The organism is Streptomyces vilmorinianum (assembly GCF_005517195.1).
GTDB classification, from domain to species: Bacteria; Actinomycetota; Actinomycetes; order Streptomycetales; family Streptomycetaceae; genus Streptomyces; species Streptomyces vilmorinianum.
Window position 1 is genome coordinate 6,106,631 of sequence record NZ_CP040244.1, and the last position, 13,414, is coordinate 6,120,044.

Consider the following 13,414-nt stretch of genomic DNA (forward strand, 5'->3'; position numbering starts at 1 on the left):
AGCCGTGCCGCGGCTGAGGGCACAACTCTCGGCGCGGTCCGCTAGCGGACCGCTACCGCACGCAACCGGACGTCGGCGCGACGCTCGGCGGCGGCGTCCGATTCCGACTTGGCGCGCTCCAGCGCGCGCTCGGCGCGCTGGGCGTCGATCTCGTCCGCCAGCTCGGCGATCTCCGCGAGCAGAGACAGCTTGTCGTCGGCGAACGAGATGAATCCACCGTGCACAGCGGCGACGACGGTCGCGCCCTCGCTCGTACGAATGGTCACCGGGCCCGACTCCAGCACACCGAGCAGCGGCTGGTGGCCGGGCATGACGCCGATGTCGCCGGAGGTGGTACGCGCGATGACCAGGGTGGCCTCGCCGGACCAGACACTCCGGTCCGCGGCGACCAGCTCGACGTGCAGCTCAGCAGCCAAGGGTGGCTCCTCGGGTCACCACCCGGCGGTCGTGCCGGGTGTTGGGGTCAATTCTAATGGGCGTGGAGAGGGGGGCGGGACACGCCCGCACGGGGCGACCCGCCCCCCTCATGAGCACGGGGCTCAGGAGACGCCGAGCTCCTTGGCGTTGGCCTTGAGGTCCTCGAGGCCACCGCACATGAAGAACGCCTGCTCGGGGAAGTGGTCGTACTCACCGTCGCAGATCGCGTTGAACGCGGCGATCGACTCGTCGAGCGGAACGTCCGAACCGTCCACACCGGTGAACTGCTTCGCCGCGTGGGTGTTCTGGGACAGGAAGCGCTCGACACGGCGGGCGCGGTGGACAACGAGCTTGTCCTCCTCGCTCAGCTCGTCGATACCGAGAATCGCGATGATGTCCTGGAGGTCCTTGTACTTCTGCAGGATTCCCTTGACGCGCGTGGCGGCGTCGTAGTGCTCCTGCGCGATGTAGCGCGGGTCCAGGATCCGGGACGTGGAGTCCAGCGGGTCCACGGCCGGGTAGATGCCCTTCTCGGAGATCGGACGGGAGAGAACCGTCGTCGCGTCGAGGTGGGCGAAGGTGGTGGCCGGGGCCGGGTCGGTCAGGTCGTCCGCGGGGACGTAGATCGCCTGCATCGAGGTGATCGAGTGACCACGGGTCGAGGTGATGCGCTCCTGGAGGAGACCCATCTCGTCGGCCAGGTTCGGCTGGTAACCCACCGCGGAGGGCATACGGCCGAGCAGGGTCGACACCTCGGAGCCCGCCTGGGTGAAGCGGAAGATGTTGTCGATGAAGAACAGCACGTCCTGCTTCTGCACATCGCGGAAGTACTCCGCCATGGTCAGACCGGCCAGGGCGACGCGCAGACGGGTGCCCGGGGGCTCGTCCATCTGGCCGAAGACCAGCGCGGTCTTGTCCAGAACGCCGGACTCCTCCATCTCGGCGATGAGGTCGTTGCCCTCACGGGTGCGCTCACCCACGCCGGCGAAGACGGAAACACCCTCGTGCAGCTTCGCCACACGCATGATCATTTCCTGGATCAGAACGGTCTTGCCGACACCGGCACCACCGAACAGACCGATCTTTCCACCCTTGACGTACGGGGTGAGAAGGTCGACGACCTTCAGGCCGGTCTCGAACATCTCGGTCTTCGACTCGAGCTGGTCGAAAGCCGGGGCCTTGCGGTGGATGGACCACCGCTCGCCGACCTCGGACTCGGCCTCCGGCTCGTTCAGGATCTGACCCAGCGTGTTGAACACGCGCCCCTTGGTGACATCGCCGACCGGCACCGTGATGCCGTCGCCGGTGTCCACCACGGGGGCCTGGCGGACCAGACCGTCGGTGGGCTGCATCGAGATGGTGCGGACGATGCCGTCACCGAGGTGCTGCGCGACCTCGAGGGTCAGCGTCTTCTTCGCGCCCTCCTCGGCCGGGTCGGCGACCTCGACGTGCAGGGCGTTGTAGATCTCCGGCATCGCGTCGACGGGGAACTCCACGTCGACGACCGGGCCGATGACCCGGGCGACGCGGCCCGTGGCGGCGGCCGTCTCAACAGTGGTCGTCATTACTTGTCACTCCCCGCGGTCGCGTCGGCCAGGGCTGCGGAGCCACCGACGATCTCGCTGATTTCCTGGGTGATTTCGGCCTGGCGGGCCGCGTTGGCAAGTCGGGAGAGGTTGTTGATCAAGTCTCCCGCGTTATCGGTCGCCGACTTCATCGCGCGGCGCGTGGCGGCGTGCTTGGAGGCAGCCGACTGGAGCAGCGCGTTGTAGATCCGGCTCTCGACGTAGCGCGGCAGCAGGGCGTCGAGGACGTCCTCCGCCGACGGCTCGAAGTCGTACAGCGGACGGAGCGTGTCCTGCTCGCCCGCCTCCTTCGCCACCTCGTCGAGGCTGAGGGGCAGCAGCCGGGCCTCGATCGCCGTCTGCGTCATCATCGAGACGAACTCGGTGTAGACGATGTGGAGCTCGTCCACGCCGCCCTCGGCCGTGTCCTTCTCGATCGCCTCGATCAGCGGAGCCGCGATCGTCTTGGCGTCCGCGTACTCCGGCTGGTCCGTGAAACCGGTCCACGAGTCGGCCAGCTTGCGCTCACGGAAGTTGTAGTGCGCGATACCACGGCGGCCGACGACATAGATGTCGACCTCGCGGCCCTCGCTCTCCAGCTTCCTCGTCAGCTGCTCCGCCGCCTTGATGGCGTTGGAGTTGAAGGCGCCGGCCAGACCGCGGTCGCTCGAGAGGAGCAGGACCGCGGCGCGGGTCGGGTTCTCCGCCTCGGTGGTCAGCGGGTGCTTGTCGTTCGCACCCGTGGCCACCGCCGTGACCGCGCGGGTGAGCTCGGTCGCGTACGGAGTGGACGCCTGTACCTTGCGCTGCGCCTTGACGACACGCGAGGCGGCGATCATCTCCATCGCCTTGGTGATCTTCTTCGTCGCGGTGACGGATTTGATGCGACGCTTGTAGACCCGGAGCTGCGCTCCCATGAGTCAGGTCCCTTCCGTCGTCACTTCGAGACGTTGACGGCAGCGGAAGCGTCGTCGCCCAGCAGCTTCCCGTCAGAGGTCTCGAACTGCTTCTTGAACTCCGCGATGGCGTCACCGACGGACTGCAGGGTGTCGTCCGACAGCTTGCCGCCCTCGCGGATCGAGCTCATGAGACCCGCGTGGTTCTGGCGCAGGTACGCGAGGAGCTCGGCCTCGAAGCGACGGATGTCGGCGACCGGGACATCGTCCATCTTGCCGGTGGTGCCGGCCCAGATGGAGACGACCTGGTTCTCGGTGGGCATCGGCTGGTACTGAGCCTGCTTGAGCAGCTCGACCATGCGCTGACCACGCTCCAGCTGCGCCTTCGACGCGGCGTCCAGGTCGGAACCGAAGGCGGCGAACGCCTCCAGCTCGCGGTACTGGGCCAGGTCCACACGGAGGCGACCGGAGATCTGCTTCATCGCCTTGTGCTGGGCGGAGCCACCGACACGGGAGACCGAGATACCGACGTTCAGGGCCGGGCGCTGGCCGGCGTTGAACAGGTCGGACTCCAGGAAGCACTGGCCGTCGGTGATGGAGATGACGTTGGTCGGGATGAACGCCGAGACGTCGTTGGCCTTCGTCTCGACGACCGGCAGACCGGTCATCGAGCCCGCGCCCAGCTCGTCCGAGAGCTTCGCGCAGCGCTCGAGGAGGCGGGAGTGCAGGTAGAAGACGTCACCCGGGTAGGCCTCACGGCCCGGCGGGCGGCGCAGCAGCAGCGACACGGCGCGGTAGGCGTCGGCCTGCTTCGACAGGTCGTCGAAGACGATCAGGACGTGCTTGCCCTGGTACATCCAGTGCTGACCGATGGCGGAGCCGGTGTACGGCGCCAGGTACTTGAAGCCGGCCGGGTCGGACGCCGGGGCGGCGACGATCGTCGTGTACTCGAGCGCGCCGGCCTCCTCCAGGGCGCCGCGCACGGACGCGATGGTGGAGCCCTTCTGGCCGACGGCGACGTAGATGCAGCGGACCTGCTTGTTCACGTCGCCGGAGCGCCAGTTGTCACGCTGGTTGATGATCGTGTCGACACACAGCGCGGTCTTGCCGGTCTGACGGTCACCGATGATCAGCTGACGCTGGCCACGGCCGACCGGGGTCATCGCGTCGACGGCCTTGTAGCCGGTCTCCATCGGCTCGTGGACCGACTTACGGGCCATGACGCCCGGGGCCTGCAGCTCGAGGGCGCGGCGGCCCTCGGTCGCGATCTCGCCGAGACCGTCGATCGGGTTGCCGAGGGGGTCGACGACGCGACCCAGGTATCCCTCGCCGACACCTACGGAGAGGACCTCACCGGTGCGCTGCACCGGCTGTCCCTCCTCGATGCCGCTGAACTCGCCGAGAACGATCGCACCGATCTCGCGCTCCTCGAGGTTGAGGGCGAGACCGAGGGTGCCGTCCTCGAACTTCAGCAGCTCGTTCGCCATGGCCGAGGGAAGTCCCTCCACCTTGGCGATGCCGTCGCCGGCCAGGCTGACCGTTCCGACCTCCTCGCGCGAGGCCGCGTCCGGCTGGTACGACTGGACAAAGGTCTCCAGCGCGTCCCGGATCTCCTCCGGCCGGATCGTGAGCTCCGCCATCTGGGTTCCCTGCTCTCCTTGTTGGGCCCGAAGTTTTCTTGGGGGTCTGGGGGCCGACCCCCAGGAATCTTCTGCAATCTCTGCACGGCCCAACCGGGCCGCAGGTGATGCTGTGTTCAGTTGGTGGCTGTCGTCAGCCGGCCAGTCGCCGGGACGCCTCGTCGAGGCGCTCCGCGATGGTCCCGTTGATGACCTCGTCGCCGACCTGCACCGAGATCCCGCCGAGGACCGCGGGGTCCACGTCCAGGTTCAGGTGCATCTGGCGGCCGTACAGCTTGGCGAGTACGGCACCGAGGCGCTGCTTCTGCTGGTCGGTCAGCGGCACCGCCGTGGTGACGACGGCGACCATCCGGTCCCGGCGCGCCGCGGCGAGCTTGGAGAGGGACTCGAGTCCCGCTTCCAGGCTACGTCCCCGGGGCTGGGTCACGAGACGGACGATCAGACGCTCGGTGACCGGGTTGGCCTTGCCGCCGAGCAGGCTGCGCAGCAGCTCGCCCTTGGCGGACGCCGTGGCGGCCTTGTCCGTCAGCGCCGAGCGGAGCTCGGTGCTGGAGGAGACGATCCGGCCGAACCGGAACAGCTCGTCCTCGACGTCGTCCAGACCGCCGGCCTGCTGCGCCGCGGTGAGGTCGGCGGTGTTCGCCAGCTCCTCGACCGAGTCGACCAGGTCACGCGACTGCGACCAGCGGGAACGCACCATGCCGGAGACCAGGTCCACGGCTTCGCCGCCCACCTGACCGGCGAGCAGTCGCCGGGCGAGCTCGGCCTTGGCCTCGCCCGCCTGCGCCGGGTCGGTCAGGACCCGACGCAGCGACACCTCGCGGTCGAGCAGCGCGGTGACTGCGGCCAGCTCACCCGCGAGCTTCGCCGCGTCGACCGAGGTGTTGTCGGTCAGCGCGTCGAGGGACTCACGTGCGGCGGCCAGTGCCTCGCGGCTCGCTCCGTTCATCGGACGGCCTCGGCCTTCTCCTCGAGCTCTTCGAGGAACCGGTCGATCGTGCGGCTCTGGCGGGCGTGGTCCTCGAGGGACTCACCGACCAGCTTGCCGGCCAGGTCGGTGGCGAGCTTGCCCACGTCCTGACGCAGCGAGGACGCCGCGGCCTTGCGGTCGGCCTCGATCTGCGCGTGGCCGGCCGCGATGATCTCCTCGCGCTGGCGCTGGCCTTCCGCCTTCATCTCCTGGATGATCGCGGTGCCCTGCTCCGTCGCCTCCTGGCGAAGACGCGCGGCCTCGTGGCGGGCCTCGGCGAGCTGGGCCTTGTACTGCTCCAGCACACTCTGGGCCTCGATCTGGGCCGACTCGGCCTTCTCGATGCCGCCCTCGATGGCCTGCCGACGCTCGTCCAGAACCTTGTTGATGTTCGGGAGGAGCTTCTTGGCGAGGAAGCCGAAGACGATGACGAAGGCGATCAGGCCGATGACGAGCTCGTCGAGATGCGGGAGAAGAGGAGGCTGGGGCTCCTCCGCCGCCGCAAGAAGCAGAGCGTTCACATCAGTGCCTTCCGTGAAAATTGGGCTGTCGTCGGATCAGGCTTAGTAAACGAAGCCCATGACGATGCCGATGAGGGCGAGCGCCTCACAGAAGGCGAAACCCATGATCTGGTTGGTGCGGATCAGGCCGGCAGCCTCGGGCTGACGGGCGAGGGCCTGGGTGCCGTTACCGAAGATGATGCCGACGCCGACGCCGGGGCCGATCGCGGCGAGACCGTAACCGATGGAGGCGACGTTACCTTCGACGGCGGCAAGGGTCTGGAGAGCGGACATGCCGGTTCTTCCTTCTCTTTCAAGGACCCGGTGGGGGTTGGCCACCGGACGATTGTTGGATTGGGGGTGGAGCTGGGTCGCCGGACGTGGCTCAGTGGTGCTCGGAGAGCGCGCCCTGGACGTAACTGCAGGCCAGGAGGACGAAGACGTACGCCTGGACGGCCTGGATGAAGAGCTCGAAGGCGGTCATCACGAGGACCATCACGAACGAGGTGGCGGCGTAGACGACACCGATGCCGTTCAGCAGGTACCAGCTCGCGAGGGAGAACATGACGATCAGCAGGTGACCGGCGAACATGTTCGCGAACAGTCGGACGGCGTGGGTGAAGGGCCGGATGATCAGGTTCGAGAAGAACTCGAGGAACATGATCAGCGGCAGGATCGGGCCGAGCGACTTGTCGTAGCCGGTGATGTTCTTCCAGCCGCCGACGAAGCCGTGCTTCTTGAAGGTCAGGCTGACCCACACCACGTACACGATCAGGGCCAGAGCCGCCGGGAAGGCGATCAGCGAGGTGACCGGGAACTGCGCGAGCGGGATGATGGACCAGAGGTTCATGATCCAGACGAAGAAGAACAGCGACACCATGAACGGGACGTACTTCTCGCCGTCCTTCTTGCCGATGATCTCGTAGACGATGCCGCGGCGCACGAAGTCGTAACCGGCCTCGCCGACCATCTGCATCTTGCCCGGGATCAGCTTGGGCTTGGCGAACGCCGCCCAGAAGAACCCGACGACCACGAGCGAGCTGATCAGCGCGAGCAGCATCGGCTTGGTGATGTCGATGCCTCCCACCGTGGCGATCGGCTCGTACATGAACGTGTGCAGGCCCGGCGCCGGGAAGCCACATCCAGTGAAGATGTGGCAATCCGGGTCGAAGGCAAGCGTCTGGTCAGCACTCACCGCGGGCTCCTTCAGCGTGGCGCATAGGTACGGCAACCTCGTTGTGTCGGCGCGGCACGCAGCCGCGGGTCGGCACTGGACTGGTCTTACGGATAAGGGGGCGGCGGTTCGGCGTCGAGCCTCGCGCTGGGACAGGCGTCAGCTCGGATGCCCGCGCCCGCAGTGCCGCAGTTGGCACCGGACGATAGCAGGAAGCCGAACGCGCCTTTATCCCGGCCCTACCCCTCACGTCGACGGCCCGTTCTTCTTCGGGTCGTCGACGTACAGGATCTTGGCCTTCATGTACGCGCGCGCCTGCGCGGCGATCCAGACGATGGTCACCGCGAGCAGGGTGAAGGCGAAGGCCTTGAAGTCGAACCACGTGGTGTTCTTGAGCAGGGCCATCACAATGAAGAGCAACAGGATCTGGGCCGTGTAGAGCATCAGCCCCATGGCCTGGAACAGGTGCGGGAGCGATTTCGCCGTCCGCTGCAGCACCACGAGCCCGATCCCCATGAACGCGAGGACGAGCACGCAGCCGAGGACGGCGCCGATGGCGCCCTTGCCGCCGGCGACCACGCCGCTGATGACCGCGGCGATGGCGCCGGTGGCAGCAGCGGGAATGGCAGCTGACAGAAGGATGCGTGCGTCGTTCGACGGCATGGCGGTGTCTCCGCTGTTGCTGGTGGGGGCGATGGTGTCGTCAGGGACGAGCGTAAGCCCGGTCCGAGGTGTGTCTCGGGGCCAACAGACCGTCGCACTACGGTCTTTCGGCTCTGTCGCCGGGTCTCGTGAACGGTATCACAAACTATTTGAGTAGTTCTTTACCCATGGGGTGTGCTGACTGTCACACATGAGAGTTAACGCGCGCGTGTGTGCACGACACGAGGTGCTCTTGTCTGGTATTGGACGCTGATGCGGCTTTCGTCAACTCGGTGTTCCGGCCTTACGCCGGTCCGTGAAGCGCGAACGGTGGCCGATGGCGGTCGAGCCGTTGACCCCGGCCGGGATCGGAATGCGCTCCTCCAGGGGGCCCTCCACGGCGGCGGCCACCGGAGCGGCGGATTCCGCGGCGAGGACCTTGCGGCGCCGGTAGCGGGGCGGAACGAAGGACTCCGCCCACCGCGGGGCACGCGGCGAGAAGCGCGGCAGCAGGAGCAGCACCAGCCCGACCGCGCTCAGGAAGACCACCGCGAGCACGATCCACATCGACGCCGAGTGCACCGAGTACGCGAGCGTCCCGAAGGCGATCAGCGCCGACCAGAAGTACATGATCAGGACGGCCCGGCTGTGCGAGTGCCCGATCTCCAGGAGCCGGTGGTGCAGATGCCCGCGGTCGGCCGCGAACGGCGACTGGCCGTTCCAGGTGCGGCGCACGATCGCCAGGATCAGGTCCGCCATCGGGATCGCGATGATCGTCAGCGGCAGGATGAGCGGGATGAAGACCGGCAGGGCGGCGTGGGTGGCCTGACGGGTCGAGCCCTCGAAGAGCCTCAGCACGTCCGGGTCGACCTGGCCGGTGATCGAGATCGCCGAGGCGGCCAGGATCAGCCCGATCAGCATCGAGCCGGAGTCGCCCATGAAGATCCTGGCCGGATGCATGTTGTGCGGCAGGAAGCCCAGGCACATGCCCATGAGGATCGCGGCGAAGAGCGTGGCGGGTGCGGCGGCCTCGATCGTGTAGCCGTACCAGAGGCGGTACGCGTACAGGAAGAAGGCCGCGGCGGCGATGCAGACCATGCCGGCGGCGAGACCGTCGAGGCCGTCGACGAAGTTCACCGCGTTGATCGTGAGGACCACCAGGGCGACGGTCAGGAGCGTGCCCTGGCCCTTCGTGAGCGCGACCGTGCCGATGCCGGGGATCGGCAGCCACAGGATCGTCAGACCCTGCATGACCATCACGCCGGCGGAGATCATCTGCGCGCCCAGCTTGATCAGCGCGTCCAGCTCGAACTTGTCGTCCAGGACGCCGATCAGCCAGATCAGGGCGGCACCGGAGAGCAGCGCGCGGGGCTCGTTGGAGAGCTCGAAGACGCTGTTGAGGTTCTGCAGGTGGTCGGCGACGAGCAGCCCCGTGCACAGCCCGAAGAACATGGCGATGCCACCGAGCCGCGGAGTCGGTTCTCGGTGTACGTCGCGGGCACGGATCTCCGGCATCGCCCCGGTCGCGATGGCGAACTTCCGCACCGGACCGGTCAGCAGATAGGTCACCGCGGCCGTGACACAGAGCGTCAGCAGGTAATCACGCACGGGCTGCCCCACAGGAATCGCTGGCCATCTCAGCCCCACACCCTAGCCGGGCTCTCCATGTGCTTGAGGACATACGAGCGCGGAGGATGGTTGCGCTGGGGCTCTCCTTACCGTCCATACGGGGGAAATCGCCCGGCCAGCTCGCGTACTTCGGCGCGTACGCGGGCCGTTTCCTCGGGGTCGTCCCGTAGCGCGATCGTGAACAAGGCGGCGATCCTGGCCATCTCCCGGGTGCCCATTCCCTGGGTGGTCAGGGCGGCGGTGCCGAGACGGATGCCGCGCCCGTCCCCGTACGGCAGGGCGCAGGTGTCGAGAACCATCCCGGCGGCGGCGAGCCGCATCCGGGCGGTGCGGCCGTCGATGCCGAGGGGTGCGGGGTCGGCGGTGATCAGGTGGGTGTCGGTGCCGCCGGTGGTGATGGCGAAGCCCTCGGCGGAGAGCGCCTCGGCGAGGACACGGGCGTGCGCGACCACCTGATGGGCGTACGTGGCGAAGGCGGGGGTGGACGCCTCGCCGAAGGCGACGGCCTTGGCGGCGATGGTGTGCATCTGGGCGCCGCCCTGGGTGAACGGGAAGACCGCCCGGTCGACGCGGCCGGCGAGCTCGCCGCCGCAGAGGATCATCCCGCCGCGGGGACCTCGGAGCACCTTGTGGGTGGTGGCGCAGACGACGTCGGCGTACGGGACGGGACTGGGGGCCGCTCCCCCGGCGACGAGGCCGATGGGGTGGGCGGCGTCGGCGATGAGATAGGCGTTGGCGTCGTCGGCGATCTCGCGGAAGAGCGCGTAGTCGATGTGGCGGGGGTAAGAGATGGAGCCGCAGACGATCGCCTTGGGGCGGTGGTGGCGGGCGAGGGCGGCGAGCTGCTCGTAGTCGATGAGCCCGGTCTCGGCGTCGACGCCGTAGGGCACGAACTCGAACCAGCGGCCGGAGAAGTTGGCGGGCGAGCCGTGGGTGAGATGGCCGCCGTGTTCCAGGCCCATGGCCAGGACGGTGTCTCCGGGCCGCAGGAGGGCCGCGTAGGCGGCGAGGACGGCGGAGGAGCCGGAGTGGGGCTGGACGTTCGCGTGCTGGGCGCCGAAGAGGGCCTTGGCGCGGTCGACGGCGATCCGCTCGGCGGCGTCGGCGAACTCGCAGCCACCGTGGTGACGGGCGCCGGGATAGCCCTCGGCGTACTTGTTGGCGAGCGCGGAGCCGAGGGCGGCGAGGACGGCGGGCGAGGTGAAGTTCTCGGCGGCGATCAGCTGCAGACTGTCGGCCTGCCGGCGCACCTCCCCGAGCAGCACGTCGGCGATCTCCGGGTCCTGCCGGCGCAGGAGATCGAGATCCTCATCGGGGGGAGCGGTGACCGGCATGTGTGGCTCCAGGCGTGGGCTGGGCTTCAGCTCCAATGTAGGCGCGCGGGCACGGGTTTGCCCGCTGTTCACCCGCGTCCTGGGCCGGATGGCCCCACGCCCCACCGCACCCCGACCCGCCCGTCGTCAACGCCGCGCGGGCACACCCGTCAGCGCCGTCACCACCGGGTCCAGCGCCGTGTTGAGCCCATTCCCCGACGCGCCCCTCGCACTGCTCGGCCCCAGGGAGCCTCCCAGGCATCGCGCCGCTGCGCCGGCCTCCGGCCGACGGACGTGGGCAGCCCGCCCGCCCGTCGTCAACGCCGCGCAGGCACACCCGTCAGCGCCGTCACCACAGGGTCCAGCGCCGTGTTGAGCCCATTCCCCGACGCGCCCCTCGCACTGCTCGGCCCCAGGGGGCCTCCCAGGCATCGCGCCGCTGCGCCGGCCTCCGGCCGACGGACGTGGGCAGCCCGCCCGCCCGCCGTCAACGCCGCGCAGGCACACCCGTCAGCGCCGTCACCACCGGGTCCAGCGCCGTGTTGATCTCCTCGCCGATCGAGCGGAAGAACGTGATCGGCGCGCCGTACGGGTCGTTCACCTCGTCCGCCTCCACGCTCGGGGCCAGCAGCCACCCGCGTAGAGCCGCCGCCGCGCGCACCAGGGCGCGTGCGCGCTCGACCATGCCGTCGCCCAGGGGGTCCGGCAGCGTCGCCGGGTCTATCGCCCGGACGAGGCGGGTGAACTCCTTCAGGGTGAAGGTGCGCAGACCCGCCGAGTGGCCCATCGAGATGACCTGCGCCCGGTGGTCGCGGGTCGCCGTCAGGACCAGGTCCGCGCGGATGACGTGCTCGTCGAGGAGCTCGCGGCCCACGAAGCCGCTGTAGTCCGCGCCGAAGTCGGCGAGGACCAGCTCGGCGTTGGCCTCCATCGGGGCCCCCTCGTGGCCCCACGTGCCCGCGCTCTCCACGATCAGGCCGCCGCCCCGGGGGTCGCCCAGGCGGTCGCTCAGGGCATGGCGGGTCAGCCGCTCGGTGATCGGCGAGCGGCAGACGTTGCCGGTGCTGACGTGGAGAATGCGGAAGGAACTGCTCTCGTGCCCCGCTATGCCACGCCCCTCAGGGGCGGTCAATTGGCCACCTCGAGGTCGGGTACGACCTTGCGGAGCTCCTCCGGGGACAGCGCGCCCTCGCGCAGCAGGACGGGCACCTTGCCGGTGACGTCCACGATCGACGACGGGACGATCCCGGGGGTGGGGCCGCCGTCCAGGTAGACGGAGACGGAGTCGCCCAGCATGCCCTGCGCGGCGTCGCAGTCCTCCGGCGCGGGGTGGCCCGTGAGGTTCGCCGAGGAGACGGCCATCGGGCCGACCTCGGTGAGCAGCTCGATCGCGACCGGGTGCAGCGGCATACGGATCGCCACGGTCCCGCGGGTGTCCCCCAGGTCCCACTGCAGCGACGGCTGGTGCTTCGCGACCAGGGTCAGCGCGCCCGGCCAGAACGCGTCCACGAGCTCCCACGCCTGCTCGGAGAAGTCCGTGACGAGCCCGTGCAGCGTGTTCGGCGAGCCGATCAGGACGGGCGTGGGCATGTTGCGGCCCCGCCCCTTGGCCTCCAGCAGGTCCGCGACCGCCTCCGAGCTGAAGGCGTCCGCACCGATCCCGTACACGGTGTCGGTGGGCAGCACGACCAGCTCGCCACGGCGCACGGCGGACGCGGCCTCACGCAGACCGGTCACACGGTCGGTCGCCTCGTTGCAGTCGTATCGCCGAGCCATCTAGCGGTCCTCCTGGTACGCGTCGTGCGGGGTCATTGCCTGGGTCATGGCATTGCCTTGCGGGCGGTCGCGAAGCGCGGCCTGTTGTTCAGGTCGGGGTGGTCGGCGGCGTCCGCCCAGCCGGCCTCCTCGTTGAAGATCCACGGCACCTGGCCGCCCTGGGTGTCCGCGTGCTCGATCACGACGAGGCCCCCCGGGCGCAGCAGCCGGTGCGCGGTGCGCTCGATGCCCCGGATGGTGTCGAGGCCGTCCTCGCCGGAGAACAGCGCCATCTCCGGGTCGTGGTCGCGCGCCTCGGGCGCCACGTACTCCCACTCGGTGAGCGGGATGTACGGCGGGTTGGAGATGACCAGGTCGACCTGGCCGTCGAGCTCCGGCAGCGCGCTCAGCGCGTCGCCCTGGTGGACGGTGACCCGCGAGCCCTCGGCGTTCTTACGGGTCCACACCAGCGCGTCGTCGGAGAGCTCCACGGCGTGCACGCGCGAGCGCGGCACTTCCTGCGCCATGGCGAGCGCGATCGCGCCCGAGCCGGTGCACAGGTCGACGATCAGCGGCTCGACGACGTCCATGGCCCGTACGGCGTCTATGGCCCAGCCGACGACCGACTCGGTCTCCGGACGCGGCACGAAGACGCCCGGCCCGACCTGGAGCTCCAGATAGCGGAAGAACGCCCGGCCGGTGATGTGCTGGAGCGGCTCGCGCGCCTCGCGGCGGGCGACCGCCTCCCAGTAGCGGGCGTCGAAGTCCGCGTCCCTGACGTTGTGCAGCTCCCCCCGCTTGACGCCGTGCACGAACGCGGCGAGCTCCTCCGCGTCGAAACGCGGTGAGGGAACGCCGGCGTCGGCCAGCCGCTGGGTGGCCTGGGCCACCTCGGCAAGCAGCAGGTTCACGC

14 protein-coding genes are annotated in these 13,414 nt (G+C 69.1%); all 14 read right to left on the bottom strand.

Annotated elements, in window-relative coordinates:
- Positions 1-41 precede the first annotated feature (41 nt).
- The 14 genes from FDM97_RS28180 to prmC all read right to left on the bottom strand — a co-directional run bounded on the left by FDM97_RS28180 (position 42) and on the right by prmC (position 13,412).
- Positions 42-416, bottom strand: a complete 375-nt coding sequence (locus FDM97_RS28180; RefSeq protein WP_137993315.1) for a F0F1 ATP synthase subunit epsilon — start codon at positions 414-416, stop codon at positions 42-44.
- Positions 417-539: 123 nt separating this feature from the next.
- Complete coding sequence (gene atpD / locus FDM97_RS28185; protein ID WP_137993316.1) at positions 540-1,982, bottom strand: F0F1 ATP synthase subunit beta; 1,443 nt, start codon at positions 1,980-1,982, stop codon at positions 540-542.
- The gene (locus tag FDM97_RS28190; RefSeq protein ID WP_137993317.1) at positions 1,982-2,899 is read right to left on the bottom strand and encodes a F0F1 ATP synthase subunit gamma; all 918 of its coding nucleotides are present in this window, start codon (positions 2,897-2,899) and stop codon (positions 1,982-1,984) included. Before FDM97_RS28190 ends, atpD begins: the two co-directional genes overlap by 1 nt.
- A gap of 20 nt (positions 2,900-2,919) precedes the next feature.
- The gene (gene atpA, locus FDM97_RS28195; RefSeq protein ID WP_137993318.1) at positions 2,920-4,518 is read right to left on the bottom strand and encodes a F0F1 ATP synthase subunit alpha; all 1,599 of its coding nucleotides are present in this window, start codon (positions 4,516-4,518) and stop codon (positions 2,920-2,922) included.
- A 133-nt stretch (positions 4,519-4,651) separates the two neighbouring features.
- The gene (locus tag FDM97_RS28200; RefSeq protein ID WP_137993319.1) at positions 4,652-5,467 is read right to left on the bottom strand and encodes a F0F1 ATP synthase subunit delta; all 816 of its coding nucleotides are present in this window, start codon (positions 5,465-5,467) and stop codon (positions 4,652-4,654) included.
- Positions 5,464-6,009, bottom strand: coding sequence for a F0F1 ATP synthase subunit B (locus FDM97_RS28205; protein ID WP_137993320.1), 546 nt, complete (start codon positions 6,007-6,009; stop codon positions 5,464-5,466). Before FDM97_RS28205 ends, FDM97_RS28200 begins: the two co-directional genes overlap by 4 nt.
- A 42-nt stretch (positions 6,010-6,051) precedes the next feature.
- Complete coding sequence (gene atpE / locus FDM97_RS28210; RefSeq protein ID WP_137993321.1) at positions 6,052-6,282, bottom strand: ATP synthase F0 subunit C; 231 nt, start codon at positions 6,280-6,282, stop codon at positions 6,052-6,054.
- Between the two features lie 91 nt (positions 6,283-6,373).
- The gene (gene atpB / locus FDM97_RS28215; RefSeq protein WP_137993322.1) at positions 6,374-7,183 is read right to left on the bottom strand and encodes a F0F1 ATP synthase subunit A; all 810 of its coding nucleotides are present in this window, start codon (positions 7,181-7,183) and stop codon (positions 6,374-6,376) included.
- Between the two features lie 225 nt (positions 7,184-7,408).
- Positions 7,409-7,825, bottom strand: coding sequence for a hypothetical protein (locus FDM97_RS28220; RefSeq protein WP_137993323.1), 417 nt, complete (start codon positions 7,823-7,825; stop codon positions 7,409-7,411).
- 264 nt (positions 7,826-8,089) lie between these two features.
- Complete coding sequence (locus FDM97_RS28225) at positions 8,090-9,412, bottom strand: MraY family glycosyltransferase (RefSeq protein WP_137993324.1); 1,323 nt, start codon at positions 9,410-9,412, stop codon at positions 8,090-8,092.
- 107 nt (positions 9,413-9,519) lie between these two features.
- A complete protein-coding gene (locus FDM97_RS28230) occupies positions 9,520-10,767 on the bottom strand; it encodes a serine hydroxymethyltransferase (RefSeq protein WP_137993325.1) in 1,248 nt (415 codons plus the stop codon).
- A 466-nt stretch (positions 10,768-11,233) separates the two neighbouring features.
- Positions 11,234-11,878: an arsenate reductase/protein-tyrosine-phosphatase family protein gene (locus FDM97_RS28235; RefSeq protein WP_137993326.1), complete on the bottom strand. Its 645-nt coding sequence runs from the start codon at positions 11,876-11,878 to the stop codon at positions 11,234-11,236.
- On the bottom strand, positions 11,875-12,522 hold the full coding sequence (locus FDM97_RS28240) for an L-threonylcarbamoyladenylate synthase (RefSeq protein ID WP_137993327.1): 648 nt from the start codon (positions 12,520-12,522) through the stop codon (positions 11,875-11,877). Before FDM97_RS28240 ends, FDM97_RS28235 begins: the two co-directional genes overlap by 4 nt.
- Positions 12,523-12,566: 44 nt before the next feature.
- Positions 12,567-13,412, bottom strand: a complete 846-nt coding sequence (gene prmC, locus FDM97_RS28245) for a peptide chain release factor N(5)-glutamine methyltransferase (protein WP_137993328.1) — start codon at positions 13,410-13,412, stop codon at positions 12,567-12,569.
- Between the last annotated feature and the right edge of the window lie 2 nt (positions 13,413-13,414).

Bases quoted from the DNA above. Each gene is read 5' to 3' on its own strand.
- atpD (WP_137993316.1), bottom strand. From the start codon at position 1,982: ATGACGACCACTGTTGAGACGGCCGCCGCCACGGGCCGCGTCGCCCGG.
- FDM97_RS28190 (WP_137993317.1), bottom strand. From the start codon at position 2,899: ATGGGAGCGCAGCTCCGGGTCTACAAGCGTCGCATCAAATCCGTCACC.
- atpA (WP_137993318.1), bottom strand. From the start codon at position 4,518: ATGGCGGAGCTCACGATCCGGCCGGAGGAGATCCGGGACGCGCTGGAG.
- FDM97_RS28200 (WP_137993319.1), bottom strand. From the start codon at position 5,467: ATGAACGGAGCGAGCCGCGAGGCACTGGCCGCCGCACGTGAGTCCCTC.
- atpE (WP_137993321.1), bottom strand. From the start codon at position 6,282: ATGTCCGCTCTCCAGACCCTTGCCGCCGTCGAAGGTAACGTCGCCTCC.
- FDM97_RS28220 (WP_137993323.1), bottom strand. From the start codon at position 7,825: ATGCCGTCGAACGACGCACGCATCCTTCTGTCAGCTGCCATTCCCGCT.
- FDM97_RS28230 (WP_137993325.1), bottom strand. From the start codon at position 10,767: ATGCCGGTCACCGCTCCCCCCGATGAGGATCTCGATCTCCTGCGCCGG.
- FDM97_RS28240 (WP_137993327.1), bottom strand. From the start codon at position 12,522: ATGGCTCGGCGATACGACTGCAACGAGGCGACCGACCGTGTGACCGGT.